Genomic DNA, 16,094 nt, shown 5'->3' with positions numbered 1-16,094 from the left:
TTATGCCGGCGCGACGGGTACGACGGGTGGCGGCCGCCACGTGGTCCGCCACCTGGACCGCTGTCGCAGCGACGGCTGCTAGCCTTGGCGCCATCGGCTGGATAGCCGAACCTCCGGCTCACAGAAACCGAGGCGCGCACCCCAGGTTGCGCGCAACCCGGGGGGTGCGCGCAACCTGGGGTGCGGTCGCCTGGCCTCGACCGCCGTCGGTCGCAACCCGGGTGTGGTCGTCTTCTCAGCCCGATCACCTCCGATCACCTCCGATTACCTCAACCTGGGTGCGGTCGATCACCTCAACCTGGGTGCGGTCGTGCCCAACCTGGGTGCGGTCGTGCAACCTGTGCCCAACCTGGGTGCGGTCGTGCAACCTGGGTGCGGTCGTGCCCCCCTCAACCTCGTGCCCCCCTCAACCTGGGTGCGGTCGCGGTCGCCGCCGAGGCACTTTTTTCTGCAACCAGCCATCAGCTACCCTCCGCCTGTGGCAACGTCCGACAGGAGCCGCGCCGAGTACCAGCGGCGGGTCAACCGCGTGGTCGACTACATCCAGGCCCATCGCGCGGAGGACCTCTCCCTCGACACGCTGGCCGCTGTGGCGGCGTTCTCGCCGTTTCACTTCCACCGCGTGTTCAAGTCCATGACGGGCGAGAACCTTCGCGAGTTCATCCAGCGGACGCGCCTCGAGACCGCGGCGAGCCACCTCGTGCAGCGGCCGCGCGCCGACATCCTTGAGATCGCCCTCGAGAACGGCTTCAGCTCGGCGAGCGCCTTCGCGCGCGCCTTCAAGGAGCGCTTCGGCATGAGCGCGTCCGCCTGGCGCAACGGTGGCGCCACGGACGCGCGCAAGGCGCGGCAAGCGGATCGCAAGCCGGGTCAAGTCGAGCGCAATCCGTGCAAAGAAGCGACCTGCGCGCCCCACCAAGATGCCTCCTCGTCGGGCACGGACGCCCGCCAAGATGAGGAGGAGATCATGAACGTGACCGTGAAGACCCTGCCGAGCTACCACGTGGCCTATGTCCGAAACGTCGGCCCCTATGGCCCGGAAGGGAGCGTCGGCGAGGCCTGGCAGCGGCTCGTCCGCTGGGCGAGCGCCCGCGATCTGTGGACCCCGGACCGCATCTGCCTCAGCATCGCGCACGACAACCCCAAGGTCACCGAGCCTGCGAAGTGCCGCCTCGACGCCGCCATCGTGATCCCGCAGGGCTTCAAGGCGGACGGCAACGTCAACGTGACCGACATCGCCGGCGGCAAGTACGCCGCGGGCGCGTGGGTCGGCGACGCGCGCACGATCGGCTCCGCCTGGGACCAGCTCTTCGGGACGTGGCTCCCTGAGAGCGGCTATCAGCCCGACCATCGGCCCTGCTTCGAGCTCTACCAGGGCGAGTTCCACGATCCCAAGACCAACAACTTCCGCTGCGAGCTCTGCTTGCCCGTGCGCCCGCTCTAGCTCCGGCCCCCAGGGAGCCCGGTCATCCTGCCCGGGCTCCGCTCCTGCACCGCCTCGCCGCAGCGCTGGCGGGCGGCCGGGCCCCGGTCGCCTCGCCCCACGCGCCGCCCTTCAGAGCCCGCCGTTGCCCCCGCAAATCATCGATATTACACGACTTTCACGGGAGACCGGCGCCGTTCGCGTTTGACAGCCGGGGCTCCTTGCACTAGGAGCCGACATGGCATTCATCTACGATGAGCCGAGCAGGACGTTTGGCGAGTACCTGCTCGTCCCGAATCTGACGACGAAGGACTGCGTCCCCGCGAACGTCGATCTCACGGCCCCTGTCGTCCGGTTCAAGGCCGATCCGGGCGCGACGCCGCCGGATCCGAGGCTCGCGCCGCTCACGATCAGCGTGCCGATCACCAGCGCGATGATGCAGTCGGTATCGGGCGCCGATCTCGCGATCGCGCTCGCGCGCTGCGGTGGCCTGTCGTTCGTGTACGGCTCGCAGGGCATCGAGGAGGAAGCCGCCATGGTGCGGCGCGTGAAGAACAACAAGGCCGGGTTCGTCGTGAGCGACTCGAACCTGCGCCCCGACGCGACGCTCGGCGACGTCCTCGCGCTCACCGATCGCACGGGCCACTCCACGATTGCGATCACCGAGGACGGCACGCCCACGGGCAGGTTCGTCGGCATCATCACGAGCCGCGATTACCGGCTCGGCAAGACGCCGCTCAGCACGCCGGTGCGCGAGATCATGACGCCGTTCAAGTCGATCCACTGCGGCAAGGTCGGCCTCGATCTGCAGGAGGCGAATGAGCTCATCTGGCGTCACAAGCTCAACACCCTGCCCGTCATCGACGAGCGACAGCACCTCCAGTACCTGGTGTTTCGCAAGGACTACGAGTCGCACCAGGCGCACCCGCTCGAGAACGTGGATCACGAGAAGCGCCTCATCGTCGGCGCCGGCATCAACTCGCGCGACTACAGAGAGCGCGTGCCCGCGCTGGTGGAGGCGGGCGCCGACGTGCTCTGTATCGACTCGTCGGACGGCTACTCCGAGTGGCAGGGCGACACCATCGCCTTCGTGAAGTCGCTCGGCAAGCCGGCCTATGTCGGCGCCGGCAACGTCGTCGATCGCGAGGGCTTCCTCTACCTGGTCGAGGCCGGCGCCGACTTCGTCAAGGTCGGCATCGGCGGAGGCTCGATCTGCATCACGCGCGAGCAGAAGGGGATCGGCCGCGGCCAGGCGTCGGCCGTGATCGAGGTGGCCAAGGCGCGCGACGAGTACTTCCAGCGGACCGGCGTCTACGTCCCGATCTGCTCCGACGGCGGCATCAGCCAGGACTACCACATCACCATCGCCCTCGCGATGGGCGCCGACTTCGTCATGATGGGCCGCTACTTCGCGCGCTTCGACGAGTCGCCCGGGCGCAAGGTCCGCGTGAACAACCAGTTCATGAAGGAGTACTGGGGCGAAGGGAGCAACCGCGCGCGCAACTGGCAGCGCTACGACCACGGCGATACCAGCAAGAAGAAGGATCAGCTCGAGTTCGAGGAGGGCGTCGACAGCTACGTGCCGTACGCCGGCAAGCTGAAGGACAACCTCGACGTCACCCTCGCCAAGGTGCGCTCGACGATGTGCAACTGCGGCGCCACCTCGCTGCGCGACCTGTACATGCGCGCGCGCCTGACCGTCGCGTCCGCGGTGAGCATCCACGAGGGCGGCGTCCACGACGTGATGCTGAAGGACACGCGCGGCAACACGCGCGAGCCCTGAGCCGCGCAGGCCTCCCGCGCCGACCGTCCCCCGGGCGCCCCGGGGCGCGCGCTCCGGTCGACGAAGCGAGCCCTCGTGTCGCGCCCCCGTCCACCTGACGGGCGGCGGCGCGCCTCGCGCGGTGTCAGCCGCCGAGCAGCGCGCGCGTCCGCTGCTCCGCGCGGCGCCCCTCGGCGGCGAGCCGCTCGACGAAGCGCTCGACGATCGGATTGCGCCGGAAATTCTCGCGCGTCATCAGCTCGACGGGCAGCGGATCGACCTCCGCGACCTCGACGTCGAGCCGCGAGCGCGCCACCTCGGTCAGCGCAAGCGCCGGCGCGAGGCCGATGCCGAGCCCGCCGGAGACGTACGAGACGAGGAGCGACACGCTCGACACGTCGATCGTCGAGATGGCCCGGATCCGCTCGCGATCCAGGTACGCGTCGAGCATCCGCCGCCCCACGCTGCCGGGCGCCAGCCGGAGCAGCGGCTCGTGCCGGAGCCGCTCGCGCAGCGCCGGCGCCGTGCCCTTGAGCCGCGGCCCCACCCAGAGGAACGGCTGCACGAACAGCGGCTGCTTCACGAGGTCGCCGCCCGCCGAGGACGCCGACGCGAGGCCCAGATCCACCTCGCCGCGCTCCACCCCCCGCGCGGCGTCGACCGAGTTCGCCGTCGTGATCGCGAACCGCACCGGCGCGCGCTTCTCGAGCATCTGGCGGATCACCGGCACGAGGAGCCCCTTGCCGAGGTAGTCGCTCGCCGCCACGCGCAGGGTCGTCGACGGCTCCCCCGCCAGCTCCGAGAGCAGCTCGAACACCCCCTCCGCCTCGTCGAACAGCCGCGTGATCGCGCCGAGGGCCGCCTCGCCGGCCGGGCTCAGCCGCACGCCGCGGCCGTCGCGCTCGAACAGCGCCACCCCGAAGCGCTCCTCCACCCGGCGCACCTGCTGGCTGATCGCCGACGGCGTCTTGTGCAGCCGCCGCGCGGCCTCGGCGACCGAGCCCGAACGGGCCACCATCAACACGTCCTCGAGCGCTGGGAGCAGCGACGCGTCCATGTAGCTTTACTTAATCGATCGTGAAAAAAGTTTCATTCGACTTAATTCTCTCGCGCCCGCATAGTCATGCCGCCCGCCCGACGTTGCACCGCCAGACCGGCGGCGGCCGGCCGCCTTCGAGGGAGGCCGCTGGCGCGCCCTGGCGCCGGCGTCGGGCCGGTCCGCTTCGCTTCGCACGCCGTCCCCTTCACCCCCTTCACCCGATTCCAGCGCACCGCGAGAGGCCATCATGGGTAAGAGTCTCTATGACAAGGTTTGGGACCTCCACAAAGTCCGCACGTTGCCGAGCGGCGAGGACCAGCTCTTCATCGGCCTTCACCTGATCCACGAGGTGACGAGCCCCCAGGCGTTCGGGATGCTGCGCGATCTCGGCCTGCGGGTGAGCATGCCCGAGCGGACGTTCGCGACGCTCGATCACATCGTCCCGACCGACAACCGCAAGCGGCCGTTCAAGGACACGCTGGCCGAGGGGATGGTCGACGCGCTCAAGAAGGCGTGCACCGAGCAGGGCGTCACGTTCTTCGATCTCGAGTCGGGGCGGCAGGGCATCGTGCACATCATCGGCCCCGAGCTCGGCCTCACGCAGCCGGGCATGACGATCGCGTGCGGCGACTCGCACACGTCGACGCACGGCGCGTTCGGCGCGATCGCGTTCGGGATCGGGACGACGCAGGTGCGCGACGTGCTCGCCACGCAGACGCTGAGCCTCCAGCGGCTCAAGGTCCGGCGGATCCAGGTGGAGGGCAAGCTCGGGCCGGGCGTCTACGCGAAGGACATCATCCTCGAGATCATCCGCCGGCTCGGCGTGTCCGGCGGCACGGGCTACGCGTACGAGTACGGCGGGTCGACCATCGAGGGGTTCTCGATGGAGGAGCGGATGACCCTGTGCAACATGTCGATCGAGGGCGGCGCCCGGGTCGGCTATGTGAACCCTGACCAGGCGACGTTCGAGTACATGAAGGGGCGTCCGTACGCGCCGAAGGGTGAGGCGTGGGAGAAGGCGCTCGAGTACTGGCGCTCGATCGCGTCGGACGAGGACGCGCGTTACGACGACGTCGTCCGGATCGACGCGAGCGAGATCGCGCCGACGGTCACCTGGGGCATCACGCCGGGGCAGGCGATCTCGGTGAAGGAGAAGGTCCCGGCGGCCGAGGACGTGGCGAACGAGTCCGAGCGGGCGCTGATCCGCGAGGCGCTCGAGTACATGCGGCTCGAGGGCGGCAAGCCGATCGAGGGGACGAAGATCAACGTGGCGTTCATCGGGAGCTGCACGAACGGCCGCCTCTCGGATTTCCGGGAGGTCGCGCGGCGCATCCAGGGGCACAGGGTCGCGCCGCACGTGCGCGCGCTGGCCGTCCCGGGGTCGATGGAGGTGGCGCGCGCGGCCGAGGCCGAGGGGCTGGACCGGGTCTTCCGCGAGGCGGGCTTCGAGTGGCGCGAGCCGGGCTGCTCGATGTGCCTGGCGATGAACCCCGACAAGCTCATCGGGGATGAGCTGTGCGCCTCCTCGTCCAACCGCAACTTCAAGGGCAGGCAGGGGAGCCCCACCGGGCGCACCGTGCTCATGAGCCCGGTGATGGTCGCGGCGGCCGCCGTCCGCGGCGAGATCGCCGACGCTCGTGACGTGTTCGGAATCTGACGACGCTCGCACCCGAGGGAGATCCCAATGGCACTCGATTTGATTCAATCCGTCACCGGTCGCGCCGTTCACGTTCCGGGGGACGACATCGACACGGACCGCATCATCCCGGCGCGCTTCCTGAAGTGCGTCACCTTCGACGGCATCGGCGAGCACCTCTTCCGGGACGTGCGCTTCGACGAGCGCGGCGAGAAGCGGGAGCACCCGCTGAACGACCCGCGCTTCGCGGGGGCCACGGTGCTGATCGCCGATCGCAACTTCGGCTGCGGGTCGTCGCGCGAGCACGCGCCGCAGTCGATCGCGAAGGCGGGCTTCAAGGCCGTCATCGCCGAGAGCTTCGCCGAGATCTTCTTCGGCAACTCGACGACGCTCGGCATCCCCTGCGTCTCGGTGAGCCGCGAGGACCGCGCCGCGCTCGTGGCGCGCGTGAACGCCGACCCGAAGACCCCCGTCACGGTCGACCTGCAGGGGCAGGTCATCCGGGCGGGGAGCGATCTCACCGTGCCCTTCACGATCAAGCCGGGCGCGCGCGAGTCGCTGATCCGGGGCACCTGGGATCCGATCGCCCAGCTGCTCGAGGGGGCCGCGGAGGTCCGGCAGGTGGCGGCGCGGCTGCCCTACGTGCAGGCCGCCTCCGCGCAGTAGCTCCGCGCTCGATCGGGGCGCTGCCCCAACCTGGGGCGCGCGAGCAAGCACCTCAACCTGCAAGCACCTCAACCTGGGTCGGGTTTTCCAGGGTCGGGTCATCCAAACCTCAACCTGGGTCGGGTTTTCCGGGTCGGGTCATCCAAACCTCAACCTGGGTCGGGTTTTCCGGGTCGGGTCATCCAAACCTCAACCTAGGTCAGGTCTTCCAGGGTCGCGAGCACCTCAACCTGGTTCAGGTTTTCCAGGTTCGCGAGCGCCTCAACCTGGGTCGCTACGCTATCCCGACCCGGGTCGCCTCCGCCCCCGCGAACCTCAACCTGGGTCGGGTCATCCCCGCGAACCTCAACCTGGGTCGGGTCGTCCCAACCTGGGTCGGGTCGTCCCAGCCGGCACCCTCCGTGGCGCCGGTTGGCTCAACGTGACACGTAGGCAGCGCTCGCCGTCACACTATGGCCCCATCGCGCTGAGCAAATGCGCGCAGCGGGCGCCGCGCGACCGCGAAAAGCCGGCCGATACGCGTCGCTCCGTGCGGCCGGCGACGCCACCGAGCAGGCGGACGCGCCTGGCATGTCCAGTGCTTTATCTCCACGCGAGCTCTGCGAGTCGGCGCTGAGACGCCGCGCGCAGCAGCGCTCGCATGCCGCGGCGCAGAGCCATCGTTCCTTGATCGCGTGTCGCGCACAGGCACGCAGGATGGAGTACCCCCCATGCGTTTCGCGATCTTCTCCTCTCTTATCTCACGTTCGTCAGCCGCTCGCTCCTCTCTCCAGGGTCTGATTGCGCTCTCCGCGCTCGTTGTGCTCACCGGCGCCAAGGGGCAGGGCTGTGGGCGCGTGGATGAGCCATCACCGCCACCAGAGCCCGACTGCGGGCCTGGCTTTCACTGGGAGACGGTCTGTTCACCGTGCGAGATCGGCGAGATGTGCGAGGAGCAGTGTGTGCCCGACAGCATCTGTCCTCCTGACTGGAGCGAGCAGACCATCTGCCGCGGCGGCACCACCTCTTCGGGCCAGGGTGGCTTCGCCGGCGGCACCGCCGTGCCCGTCGATCCGGCCGAGTGCTGGACCGAGTGCACCCCGCCGCAGCCGTACTGCCCGCCGGGCACGATCGAGCAGACCGTGTGTGGCGGCTCCGGCGGCTGGGGCAGCGCCAGCGCCGTCGGCTCCGGCGGCTGGGGCGCAGGCGGCATGCCGATGCCTCCCGAGCCGTGCTGGACCGAGTGTGTGCCCATCGAGCCCTACTGCCCGCCCGGCACCGCCCCGCAGACCTTCTGCGACGAAGGCACCACCGTCACCAGCAGCACCACCGGCAGCGCCGGCGGCTCGGGTGGCTGGGCGGGCACCGGCGGCGCCGATGGGGGCGCGAGCCCGCCGTACCCCGGCGGCGGCTGCTGGACCGACTGCGTGCCCACCGAGCCCTACTGCCCGCCCGGCACCACCCCGCAGACCTACTGCGACGGCGGCACCTCCGTCACCAGCAGCACCAGCGTCGGCGTCGGCGGCTCGGGCGGCTGGGCGGGCACCGGCGGCGCCGGCGGGGGCACCGCGGGCGGTGACATCGGCGGCAGCGATCCCGGCTTCGCCGCGCCGCGCCCCCCCGGCGGCGGCTGCTGGACCGATTGTGTGCCCACCGAGCCCTACTGCCCGCCGAACAGCATCCCGCAGACCGTCTGCGGCGGCAGCTCTGTCTCTGTCGGCAGCTCGGGCAGCACCGGTACCGGCATGGGCGGCAGCAGCCCGTACCCCGGCCAGGAGTACTGCTGGACCGAGTGTGTGCCCGTCGAGCCCTACTGCCCGCCGGGCACCACCCAGCAGACCATCTGCGAGGACGGCATGCCCGACACGAGCAGCAGCAGCGGCACCGGCATGGGCGGCATGCCCTTCCCCGGCGGCGGCTGCTGGACCGACTGCGTGCCCACCGAGCCCTACTGCCCGCCGGACACCATCCCGCAGACCGTCTGCGGCGGCGGCAGCTCCGTCTCTGTCGGCAGCTCGGGCAGCACCGGTACCGGCGTGGGCGGCATGCCGTATCCCGGCGATTGCTGGACCGACTGCGTGCCCGTCGAGCCTTACTGCCCGCCGGGCATGATCGAGCAGAAGGTCTGCTCCGGGAGCACCAGCAGCAGCACGGGTACCGGCATGGGCGGCGCCGACTCGTACACCGGCGAATGCTGGCTCGAGTGCGTGGAGGGAGCCACCTGCCCCCCCGGCGCGATCATCCGGACCATCTGCGAGGAGACGAGCGTCGGCGGCTCCGCCCCCGTCTGCCGGCAGGAGTGCGTGCTGATGCTGCCGTGACGCGACGAGCGCGGGCGATCCCCCCGACCGCGGGAGGTCTCGAGAGCGCAGCCGCGCCGCCCGCGCCCTCCAGCGCCGCCACGCCCATCGAATGACGAAAGCGCCGGGAGCGCCAGGGGAAGCACGATCCCCTGGCGCTCCCGGCGTATCCGCGTTCCAGCACAGCACCGCCCCGGCCCAGCGCCGCCGCACGCCACCGGCGTCCGCCGGCGACCCGACCCCGCACGCGCCGCAGCACGCGGTCCGTCGTGCGCGCTGGGATGCCGACGCCGTGCGCGATGACCTCCGCGCCTCCGTCGTCGAGCATGATGGTCCGACCGACATCGCCGACTACGCCGTCCAGGTCAAGGCAACCACCTCGCTGTTCGACGTGATCCGTTCCGTTGAACGCCGCTGGTCGATTGAAGAGCGCTTTGAGCGGGCGATGGGCCAGGTCCGCTTCGACCACGATGAGGTTCGCAGTCTCATCGGCTGGTACCGCCACATCCCCTGACGCTCTTTGCGCGCGCCTCCTGACGGCTCATCGGGCAGCCTCCGACGCTTCGCGCTGGTCTGGCGGTCCGGCGGTGACCGCGGTCAGCCGTCACCCTCTTGACGCGACGCTCCGGAGGAGCCCCGCCAGCCTCGTCCTCCCTCGGGCTCGAGGATGCCCGCGGGCCCGTTGATTGGAATTGACTCCGGCCATGTGAGCGTTCACATTGCAGTCGAGGGCCATCCTTTCGTCTCGGCTTGCTCGGATCGTCACGGGCACTGCGTTCTTCGTCGTCTGTTCGCTTTTGGTCGATTTTTGAACCGATTCTCTTCGCTCGGCCTTCGCGAACGCAGCTGCCGATCGAGGGTGATTGGCGTTTTACAAGGGCGATCCACCAGAGAACACGGCCACCATCGATGATTCGACGCATGCCGTGAAAGCCTGGGGGCTGCCCGCCGGAGATGGGCAGGCCGTGCCGCTGCAGCCGAGCTCCTGCGGTAAGTACTCCCGAGGAACCTCGCGTTGAGCACGAACGGTATCCCCCTCAGGGCGATCTGATCAGGCGTACACGGCCGGCCGCCCTGCGGCTCCGGCACCGTCTTCGGCGATAGCGGTTCAAGTCGCTCCCGGAGCTCGTCCGACATCAGCAGCTCGATCAGTCCGTGTCCTGCCGCGCGCCCGCCTCTCCCGAGAGAGCGGGTTCAGCGGCCTATTTCCAGGTGCTCTTACGCCGTTCAGCGGCGCGAAGCGCAGGCGGAAACGGCCCCGTGCCCCGATCGCACGGAGACAGCCCGCACTCTTACAGCTGGCATAAATTATTGAATTCATAAGAACCATCATGAACTCCGTTGCTTGCGAGGAGCCATGCGAAACTTGATTAACCGGTATCTCTACGCGGTTCTGGCCGGCCTCTTGCCGCTCGGCGGCGCATGCTCGAGCGGGTCCGACAACCCCGGTACGGGCGCCGGCGGCGCGTCGACCAGCGCGGCTGGCACGACCACCGGGGAGGGGGGAGGCGGTACGACCGCCGCGGCCGGGGCCGGCGGAGGCGGCGGCTCCGGAGGCCAGGGGGGCGACGACGACCAGCCGGCTTGCCCGCCTGCGCCTCCAGAAACCGGGCTTTATGCCGCCGACGCCACCGGCGTCACCTTCAACCTGGAGACCGGCCTGCTGAGGCTGGAGATCTGCGACGAGAGCATCATCAGGGTCCGGTACACCACGGGCCCTTCCATCCCTGACAAAGAATCTCTATCTGTCAACAACAAGTGGGACAAGCCGAGCTTCTGCGTCGCGGAGAGCCCGGAGGCCGTGACGATCACCACGTCGCGACTGAAGGTCAGCGTCGACCCGACCAACGGGCTGGTCACATATGCCGACTTGAACGACGCCGTCGTCCTGTCGGAAGACAGCAAGAGCTTGACCCCCGCGACCGTCGAGGGGGTCAGCACGCACCGCGTCGAGACCGTCTTCAACTCCCCCGCCGACGAGGCCCTGTTCGGTCTTGGCCAGCACCAGGACAACGTGATGAATCGCAAAGGAACGACCCGGCGAATCGTCAACGTCAACACGGAGATCAACGTCCCGGTATTGGTGTCCAACAAGGGCTACGGGATCTTCTGGGACAACTACTCCGCCTCGAACTTCGACGGGACCAAGTCGAACAACAGCAAGTACAGCTATTCGTCCGAAGCCGGCGAGATGGTGGACTACTACTTCTTCTATGGTCCGAGCATCGACCAGGTCGTCGCCCGATACCGCACCGCGACCGGCGCGGCCCCGTTGTTCCCGAAGTGGGCCTACGGGCTCTTCCAGTCGAAGGACAAGTACGGCAGCCAGGCCGAGCTGCTGCGGATCAAGGACGGCTACCGCAACAACGACATTCCCGTCGACTGCATCGTTCAAGACTGGGATTACTGGACCCCGTACGCGTGGGGCTCCCACTTCATGGATGAAAGCCGCTATCCAGATCCGGCGTCTCTCATCGCCGAGATGCACAAGGCCAACGTTCACACGATGATATCGATCTGGCCGGTGTATCAACGCGTGAACACCGAGCGGAAGGCGGGAGAGCTGGACAACTACAACGCGCTCGACAAGATCGGGGCCCTGTACCCCAGCGGCGGCACACACCATTTCTATGACACATTCAACCCCGCCGCCAGAGCGCTGGTGTACCAGCAGATCCACGATCGCCTGCTGGGGCCGCACGGCTGGGACGGCATCTGGGCGGATAACACCGAACCTCAGGCCTACCCGGACCCCGTGAACGTGCGGGCGGCTGACACAGCGCTCGGCAAGGGGGCGCTGTACCTGAACGCTTATCCCCTGGGACACGCCGCGGGAGTGTACGAGCATTGGCGTGGCATCGGCCCGAAGCAGAAGCGAGTCTACGTCCTCACCCGCAGCGCCTTCGCCGGCCAGCAGCGATACGCCACGACGTGCTGGTCAGGAGACATCGACAGCAATTTCGCGACCTATGCCAAGCAGATCCCCGCCGGGCTCAATTTCTCGCTCGCGGGGATGCCCTATTGGACCACGGATATCGGCGGGTACTGGGGGCACAACGTGAACTGGACCACCAGCGCGAACAATGAGCTCTTTACCCGCTGGTTTCAGTATGGCGCCTTCTCCCCGATCTTCCGGATTCATGGAGGCGGTTCGAGGGAATTGTACAGCAACAGCTGGAGCGCCGCCACCAAGGCCAACCTCCTCAAGATCGACAATCTGCGCTATCGGCTGATGCCTTACATCTACTCATTGGCATGGAAGGTGACAAGCGACAGCTACACCATGATGCGGCACTTGGTATTCGACTATCCCGATGATGCGAATGTATTCAACATCAAGGATCAGTTCCTGTTCGGCCCTGCGTTCCTGGTCAACCCCGTGACCGCCGCGGGCGCTACCAGCCGCTCCGTCTATCTTCCCGCGGGGACCTGGTACGATTTCTGGACAGGCTCGGCGACAGACGGCGGGCGTACGGCGTCGGTGCCCGCGCCGCTGAGCGAAATACCGCTCTTCGTCAAGGCGGGCTCGATCGTCCCCATGGGCCCCAGCATCCAGTATGCGACGCAGAGCATCGACCCGCTGGAGGTCCGGATCTATACAGGCCAAGACGGGTCCTTCACTCTCTACGAGGACGAGGGGGACAGCTACGACTATGAGGACGGCCAGTACTCGCTGATTCCATTCACATGGAACGAGTCCACCAAGGAGTTGACCATCGGGGCGAGGAAGGGAAGCTACGCCGGAATGCCGGCCAGCAGGACGTTCAGGATCGTGCGGGTAGGCTCCGCCCATGGCGCCGGCGTCGACGTCACCGCGGCTCCAGATCAAGTGGTCACGTACAGCGGCTCCGAGGTGGTTGTAGCCGCGAACTGAGCGACGGCCGTTGACGCTCAGGCGGTTCGATGGCCTCATTTCAATCCCCGGCGCTTCCGGCGTGTCCATAGCTGAACGCGAAGGCCCACGCCGGGAACACCGTGGCCACGAAGCCCGCGCCGAGCCCGTAGAGGAGCTCGTCGAGCGGCACGCCGAGCAGCGCCTTGCCTGGCAGCAGCGCGCTGGGCCGCCAGGTGCGCTCGAACACGCCGGGCACGAGCGCCGTGAAGACGAGGCACAGGCCGAGGTAGAGGGCCGCCGACAGGATCGCCCCGAGCAGGCCCGGCACGAGCAGATCGCGGCGCGCCGCGATGAGCGCCGCGGCGACCGCCACCATCACCGCCACAGCGGCGTAGAGGACGGGCACCCCCGCCGCGACCAGCGCCCCGGCCGCCGCGAGCGCGAGCGCGATCACCGCCGCCGCCCGCAACCACGGTCGCGCGCGCGGCGCCCCCTGCGCCGCGCAGGGCACCGGCGCGCGGCGGAACACCACGGCATAGACGGTCGAGGAAAATCCGCTGAGCCCGACGACGAACAGCACGTCCTCGATGCCGAACCCGATCCGATCGGCCAGGTCGAACAGGAACTTCGGGGCCCAGTACCTCGGGTAGAACAGCCGCTCGGTCGCCGCGAACGGCAGCGAGGCGAGCGCCATCCGCTTCATCACGGGGCGCAGATCCGGGCGCGCCAGCCAGATGACGGCCCCCGGCAGGAGGAAGAGCGACGAGAGCAGCAGGAACTCGTGCGACATCGCGCCTCGCTCCTCAGCGCGCGGCGAGGGCGATGAGGGTCGAGCCGACCAGCGACAGCGTCGCCGCGCCCGCCGCCGCGACCCGGACCAGCAGCAGGCGCGAGCCAGCAGCACGACGAGCGCCGCCGCCGCCGGCGCGAGCAGGCCCGCCCCAGGGCTCAGGCCCACCGCGCCCAGGCCGACCGGCGCGAGCACGAGCGAGAGCCCGTTCAGGAGGACCACACACCGAGCCGCCCGCTCTCCGCCCACGCGCACGGGCAGCGTCCGCTTGCCGCTCTCGCGATCCGAGGGCTCGTCCGGGAGCGCGGTGGCGATCGCGCAGCCGAGGTGGCTCGGCAGCAGGAACGCGAGCAGCGCAAAGGGGAAGCGCGCCGGGTCGCCCCCCTGGGCAATGTAGCCGTAGAGCGGCAGGACCGCGCCGACGCCGACCATCTGGAGCAGCTCCCCGCCGCCGCGGTACGACAGGCGAAGCGGCGGGTAGCTGTAGGCCCAGAGGAGGAGGAGCGCCGCGATCGCCAGGAGCACGAGGAGCGGCGCCGCGGCCGTCGCCAGCGCCGCGGCGAGCGCCGCCGAGACGGCCACGAGCGCCGCGGCGCACACGACGGCCGCGGCGCCGAGCGCGCGGGGCGAGAGGCGCCCCTCGACCAGCACGCGCGAGCCGCCCGAGAAGGGCGTGGCGGTCCGGTTGCGGCGATCGGTCTCCTGGTCGGCGACGTCGTTCGCGTAGACGATGAAGAGCTGGTTCAGCAGGCCGAACAGCTGGACCGCCGCGAGCGTCCCCACGTCGAGCGGCCGGCCGGCCGCACGCGCGCCGACGAGCTGCCCGAGCAGCAGCGGGAGCGCGATGCTCGGCTGCGAGGCCAGCCGCGACGCGTCGAGCCACGCTCGAAGCGCGCCCGGCCGGGCGCTCATCGCCCCTCGCCCCGCGACAGGCCGAGGCGATCGGCCAGCTTGGCGCGCAGATCGGTGAAGGGGAGGTCCCAGCGGCGCTCGCCGTCGAGGCGCCAGGCCTTGAGCGGGATCAGGTCGACCTGGGCGAGCAGGCAGTGGAGCTGCGACTCCTCGTGCGGCTCGCGGATGAACGAGAAGGGGTTGCGGTACTCCCGGCCGTTCAGCTGCGAGTACTTGCGGTCGTTGCTGGCCACGAGCTCGACGAGCGCCCGCTGCCGGCCGTCGAGGTAATCGAAGAACGAGACGTCGAAGGGCCCGACGCCCGCGCGCTCCTCCGGCTTGCGCATCACCCAGCGAGCCCAGTCGTAGCCGTAGAGGAAGTCGTGCGCGTAGCGGAAGCGCAGCTTCGACTTGTTGCCGAAGCCCAGGCAGAGCGACACCACGCGGCGGGCGAAGTCGCCGATCGCGGGCGCGCCCCCGGCCTGCCACAGACAGCAGGCCAGGTAGTCGAGATCCCAGAAGATGTTGTCGGGGAAGTTGTCGGCGACCGCGCAGATCACCTCGCCGAGCCCGCGGGCAAAGGCGCGCGCCCGCTCGGCGTCCTCGCTGCCGTTCACGATCTGCTCGACCAGGGCGACGGGGGTGGGCGCGCACGGCCGGTCCGGCGCGACCGAGGCCCGCGCGCCCAAGAGGGGCGTGAGGCGCGCGAGCGCGTCGCGCTCCTCCGGGGGGATGACCGCGACGCCCGTCATGTCGGCCCTCCCCCGGCGCGGAGCCCGGCGGCGAGCAGGGCCGCCGACAGGGCGACGATGCCCCACTGGATCGCGCGGTGGAGCTCGCGCTTGTAGGCCGCCTGCGCGGCGAAGGCGCTCGTCACCGCCTCGGGGCTCTTCTCGAGGAGCCGCGCCCTGAAGAAGAGCGCCACGGCCGCCGCCGGCGCGACCGACCAGAGCGGCGGCGCGTCCTCGGCGAGGAGGGACGCCGCGAGCCAGAGGAGCGGGCCGAGGCCGGCGAGGGCCTCGGTGACCCGGCGCGTGGCCGCATTGCCGAGCAGCGTGGCCACGGTGCGCTTGCCGCCGGCGCGGTCGCTCTGCTCGTCGGACAGCCCGCTGGCCAGCGCGCTCGCCAGCGCGAGCACGAGCAACCCCGGCAGGAGCGCGACGAGCCACGCCGGCGCCAGCGCGCCGCACTGGGCATACGCGTGCAGCGCGGGGAGCACGCCGCCGACGCCGACCATCTCGAGGAGCTCGCCGCCGCCGCGGTAGTTGAGCCTGAGCGGCGGCAGCGTGTAAGCGACGAAGACGAGCTGGCCGAGCGCGGCCAGGGGCAGCAGCAGCGGGCGATCGAGCGCGGCGCCGGCCCCCCAGGCCATGAGCAACGCGGAGACACCGGCCCCGAGCCCGGCGAGCAGGAGCGCCTTGGCGGGGAGGATGCCGTCCGGGATGGTCTTCGGCGAGCAGCCGCCCGGGAACATGCTTCGCTTGAGGGCGTCCACCTCGCGATCGCCCCAGTCGTTCAGGAGCACGACGAAGGCGACGTCGGCCATCATCCACAGCGCGCCGAAGGCGAGGGCCCCTGCGGACAGCCGGCCGGCGACGGCCGCGCCCACCGCGTGCCCGTATGCGGCCGGGACGAGCACCTTGGGCCAGCTCGCGGGTTTGAGCGCGTACGCCCACCGCGCTCCAGGGCTCATCGACTCGAGGCGCATGGATCAGCTCTCTCTGCTGCTAGCACAAGAACATCCACGCTCAGCGGCTACATGAGCCCGTCCGG

Annotated in this window: 11 protein-coding genes; 7 read left to right on the top strand and 4 right to left on the bottom strand. The window is 69.7% G+C overall.

Annotated features, from left to right (window positions below; genetic code table 11):
• The first annotated feature begins 478 nt into the window (after positions 1-478).
• Both WMF27_RS00470 and WMF27_RS00465 read left to right on the top strand, forming a co-directional pair.
• The gene (locus WMF27_RS00470; RefSeq protein WP_437762242.1) at positions 479-1,444 is read left to right on the top strand and encodes an AraC family transcriptional regulator; all 966 of its coding nucleotides are present in this window, start codon (positions 479-481) and stop codon (positions 1,442-1,444) included.
• Between the two features lie 217 nt (positions 1,445-1,661).
• Positions 1,662-3,206 (top strand): IMP dehydrogenase, encoded by a 1,545-nt coding sequence (locus WMF27_RS00465; protein WP_437762243.1) that lies wholly within the window; start codon positions 1,662-1,664, stop codon positions 3,204-3,206.
• Positions 3,207-3,330: 124 nt separating this feature from the next.
• On the opposite strand, the gene WMF27_RS00460 is transcribed toward WMF27_RS00465, so the two are convergent.
• On the bottom strand, positions 3,331-4,242 hold the full coding sequence (locus tag WMF27_RS00460) for a LysR family transcriptional regulator (RefSeq protein WP_437943697.1): 912 nt from the start codon (positions 4,240-4,242) through the stop codon (positions 3,331-3,333).
• A 229-nt stretch (positions 4,243-4,471) separates the two neighbouring features.
• On the opposite strand from WMF27_RS00460, the gene leuC reads away from it, so the two are divergent.
• The 5 genes from leuC (at position 4,472) to WMF27_RS00435 (ending at position 12,679) form a co-directional block, all read left to right on the top strand.
• Complete coding sequence (gene leuC / locus WMF27_RS00455) at positions 4,472-5,881, top strand: 3-isopropylmalate dehydratase large subunit (RefSeq protein ID WP_437762245.1); 1,410 nt, start codon at positions 4,472-4,474, stop codon at positions 5,879-5,881.
• A gap of 27 nt (positions 5,882-5,908) precedes the next feature.
• Entirely contained in the window at positions 5,909-6,526 is a 618-nt protein-coding gene (gene leuD, locus WMF27_RS00450) for a 3-isopropylmalate dehydratase small subunit (RefSeq protein ID WP_437762246.1), read from the top strand.
• A gap of 941 nt (positions 6,527-7,467) precedes the next feature.
• Complete coding sequence (locus WMF27_RS00445; protein WP_437762247.1) at positions 7,468-8,826, top strand: hypothetical protein; 1,359 nt, start codon at positions 7,468-7,470, stop codon at positions 8,824-8,826.
• Between the two features lie 271 nt (positions 8,827-9,097).
• Positions 9,098-9,319, top strand: a complete 222-nt coding sequence (locus tag WMF27_RS00440; protein WP_437769992.1) for a hypothetical protein — start codon at positions 9,098-9,100, stop codon at positions 9,317-9,319.
• Positions 9,320-10,162: 843 nt separating this feature from the next.
• The gene (locus tag WMF27_RS00435) at positions 10,163-12,679 is read left to right on the top strand and encodes a glycoside hydrolase family 31 protein (RefSeq protein WP_437762248.1); all 2,517 of its coding nucleotides are present in this window, start codon (positions 10,163-10,165) and stop codon (positions 12,677-12,679) included.
• Positions 12,680-12,719: 40 nt separating this feature from the next.
• Here the strand turns inward: WMF27_RS00435 and WMF27_RS00430 are convergent, their stop codons facing one another.
• From WMF27_RS00430 to WMF27_RS00420, 3 genes are read right to left on the bottom strand one after another with little or no spacing between them, the layout of a single operon-like run.
• Positions 12,720-14,342 (bottom strand): UbiA family prenyltransferase, encoded by a 1,623-nt coding sequence (locus WMF27_RS00430; protein ID WP_437943696.1) that lies wholly within the window; start codon positions 14,340-14,342, stop codon positions 12,720-12,722.
• Positions 14,339-15,073: a ferrochelatase gene (locus WMF27_RS00425; RefSeq protein ID WP_437762251.1), complete on the bottom strand. Its 735-nt coding sequence runs from the start codon at positions 15,071-15,073 to the stop codon at positions 14,339-14,341. Before WMF27_RS00425 ends, WMF27_RS00430 begins: the two co-directional genes overlap by 4 nt.
• Positions 15,070-16,029: a prenyltransferase gene (locus tag WMF27_RS00420; RefSeq protein WP_437762252.1), complete on the bottom strand. Its 960-nt coding sequence runs from the start codon at positions 16,027-16,029 to the stop codon at positions 15,070-15,072. Before WMF27_RS00420 ends, WMF27_RS00425 begins: the two co-directional genes overlap by 4 nt.
• Positions 16,030-16,094: the final 65 nt, after the last annotated feature.

Source organism: Sorangium sp. So ce281, assembly GCF_051527395.1.
Taxonomy (GTDB): domain Bacteria; phylum Myxococcota_A; class Polyangia; order Polyangiales; family Polyangiaceae; genus Sorangium; species Sorangium cellulosum_B.
Note: the sequence above shows the minus strand (reverse complement) of the source record. Positions and strands in the feature narration are given on the sequence as shown.

Excerpts from the sequence above, each read along its gene's own strand:
- WMF27_RS00425 (WP_437762251.1), bottom strand. The coding sequence starts at position 15,073 with ATGACGGGCGTCGCGGTCATCCCCCCGGAGGAGCGCGACGCGCTCGCG.
- WMF27_RS00430 (WP_437943696.1), bottom strand. The coding sequence starts at position 14,342 with ATGAGCGCCCGGCCGGGCGCGCTTCGAGCGTGGCTCGACGCGTCGCGG.
- WMF27_RS00435 (WP_437762248.1), top strand. The coding sequence starts at position 10,163 with ATGCGAAACTTGATTAACCGGTATCTCTACGCGGTTCTGGCCGGCCTC.
- WMF27_RS00465 (WP_437762243.1), top strand. The coding sequence starts at position 1,662 with ATGGCATTCATCTACGATGAGCCGAGCAGGACGTTTGGCGAGTACCTG.
- leuC (WP_437762245.1), top strand. The coding sequence starts at position 4,472 with ATGGGTAAGAGTCTCTATGACAAGGTTTGGGACCTCCACAAAGTCCGC.
- leuD (WP_437762246.1), top strand. The coding sequence starts at position 5,909 with ATGGCACTCGATTTGATTCAATCCGTCACCGGTCGCGCCGTTCACGTT.
- WMF27_RS00460 (WP_437943697.1), bottom strand. The coding sequence starts at position 4,242 with ATGGACGCGTCGCTGCTCCCAGCGCTCGAGGACGTGTTGATGGTGGCC.
- WMF27_RS00420 (WP_437762252.1), bottom strand. The coding sequence starts at position 16,029 with ATGCGCCTCGAGTCGATGAGCCCTGGAGCGCGGTGGGCGTACGCGCTC.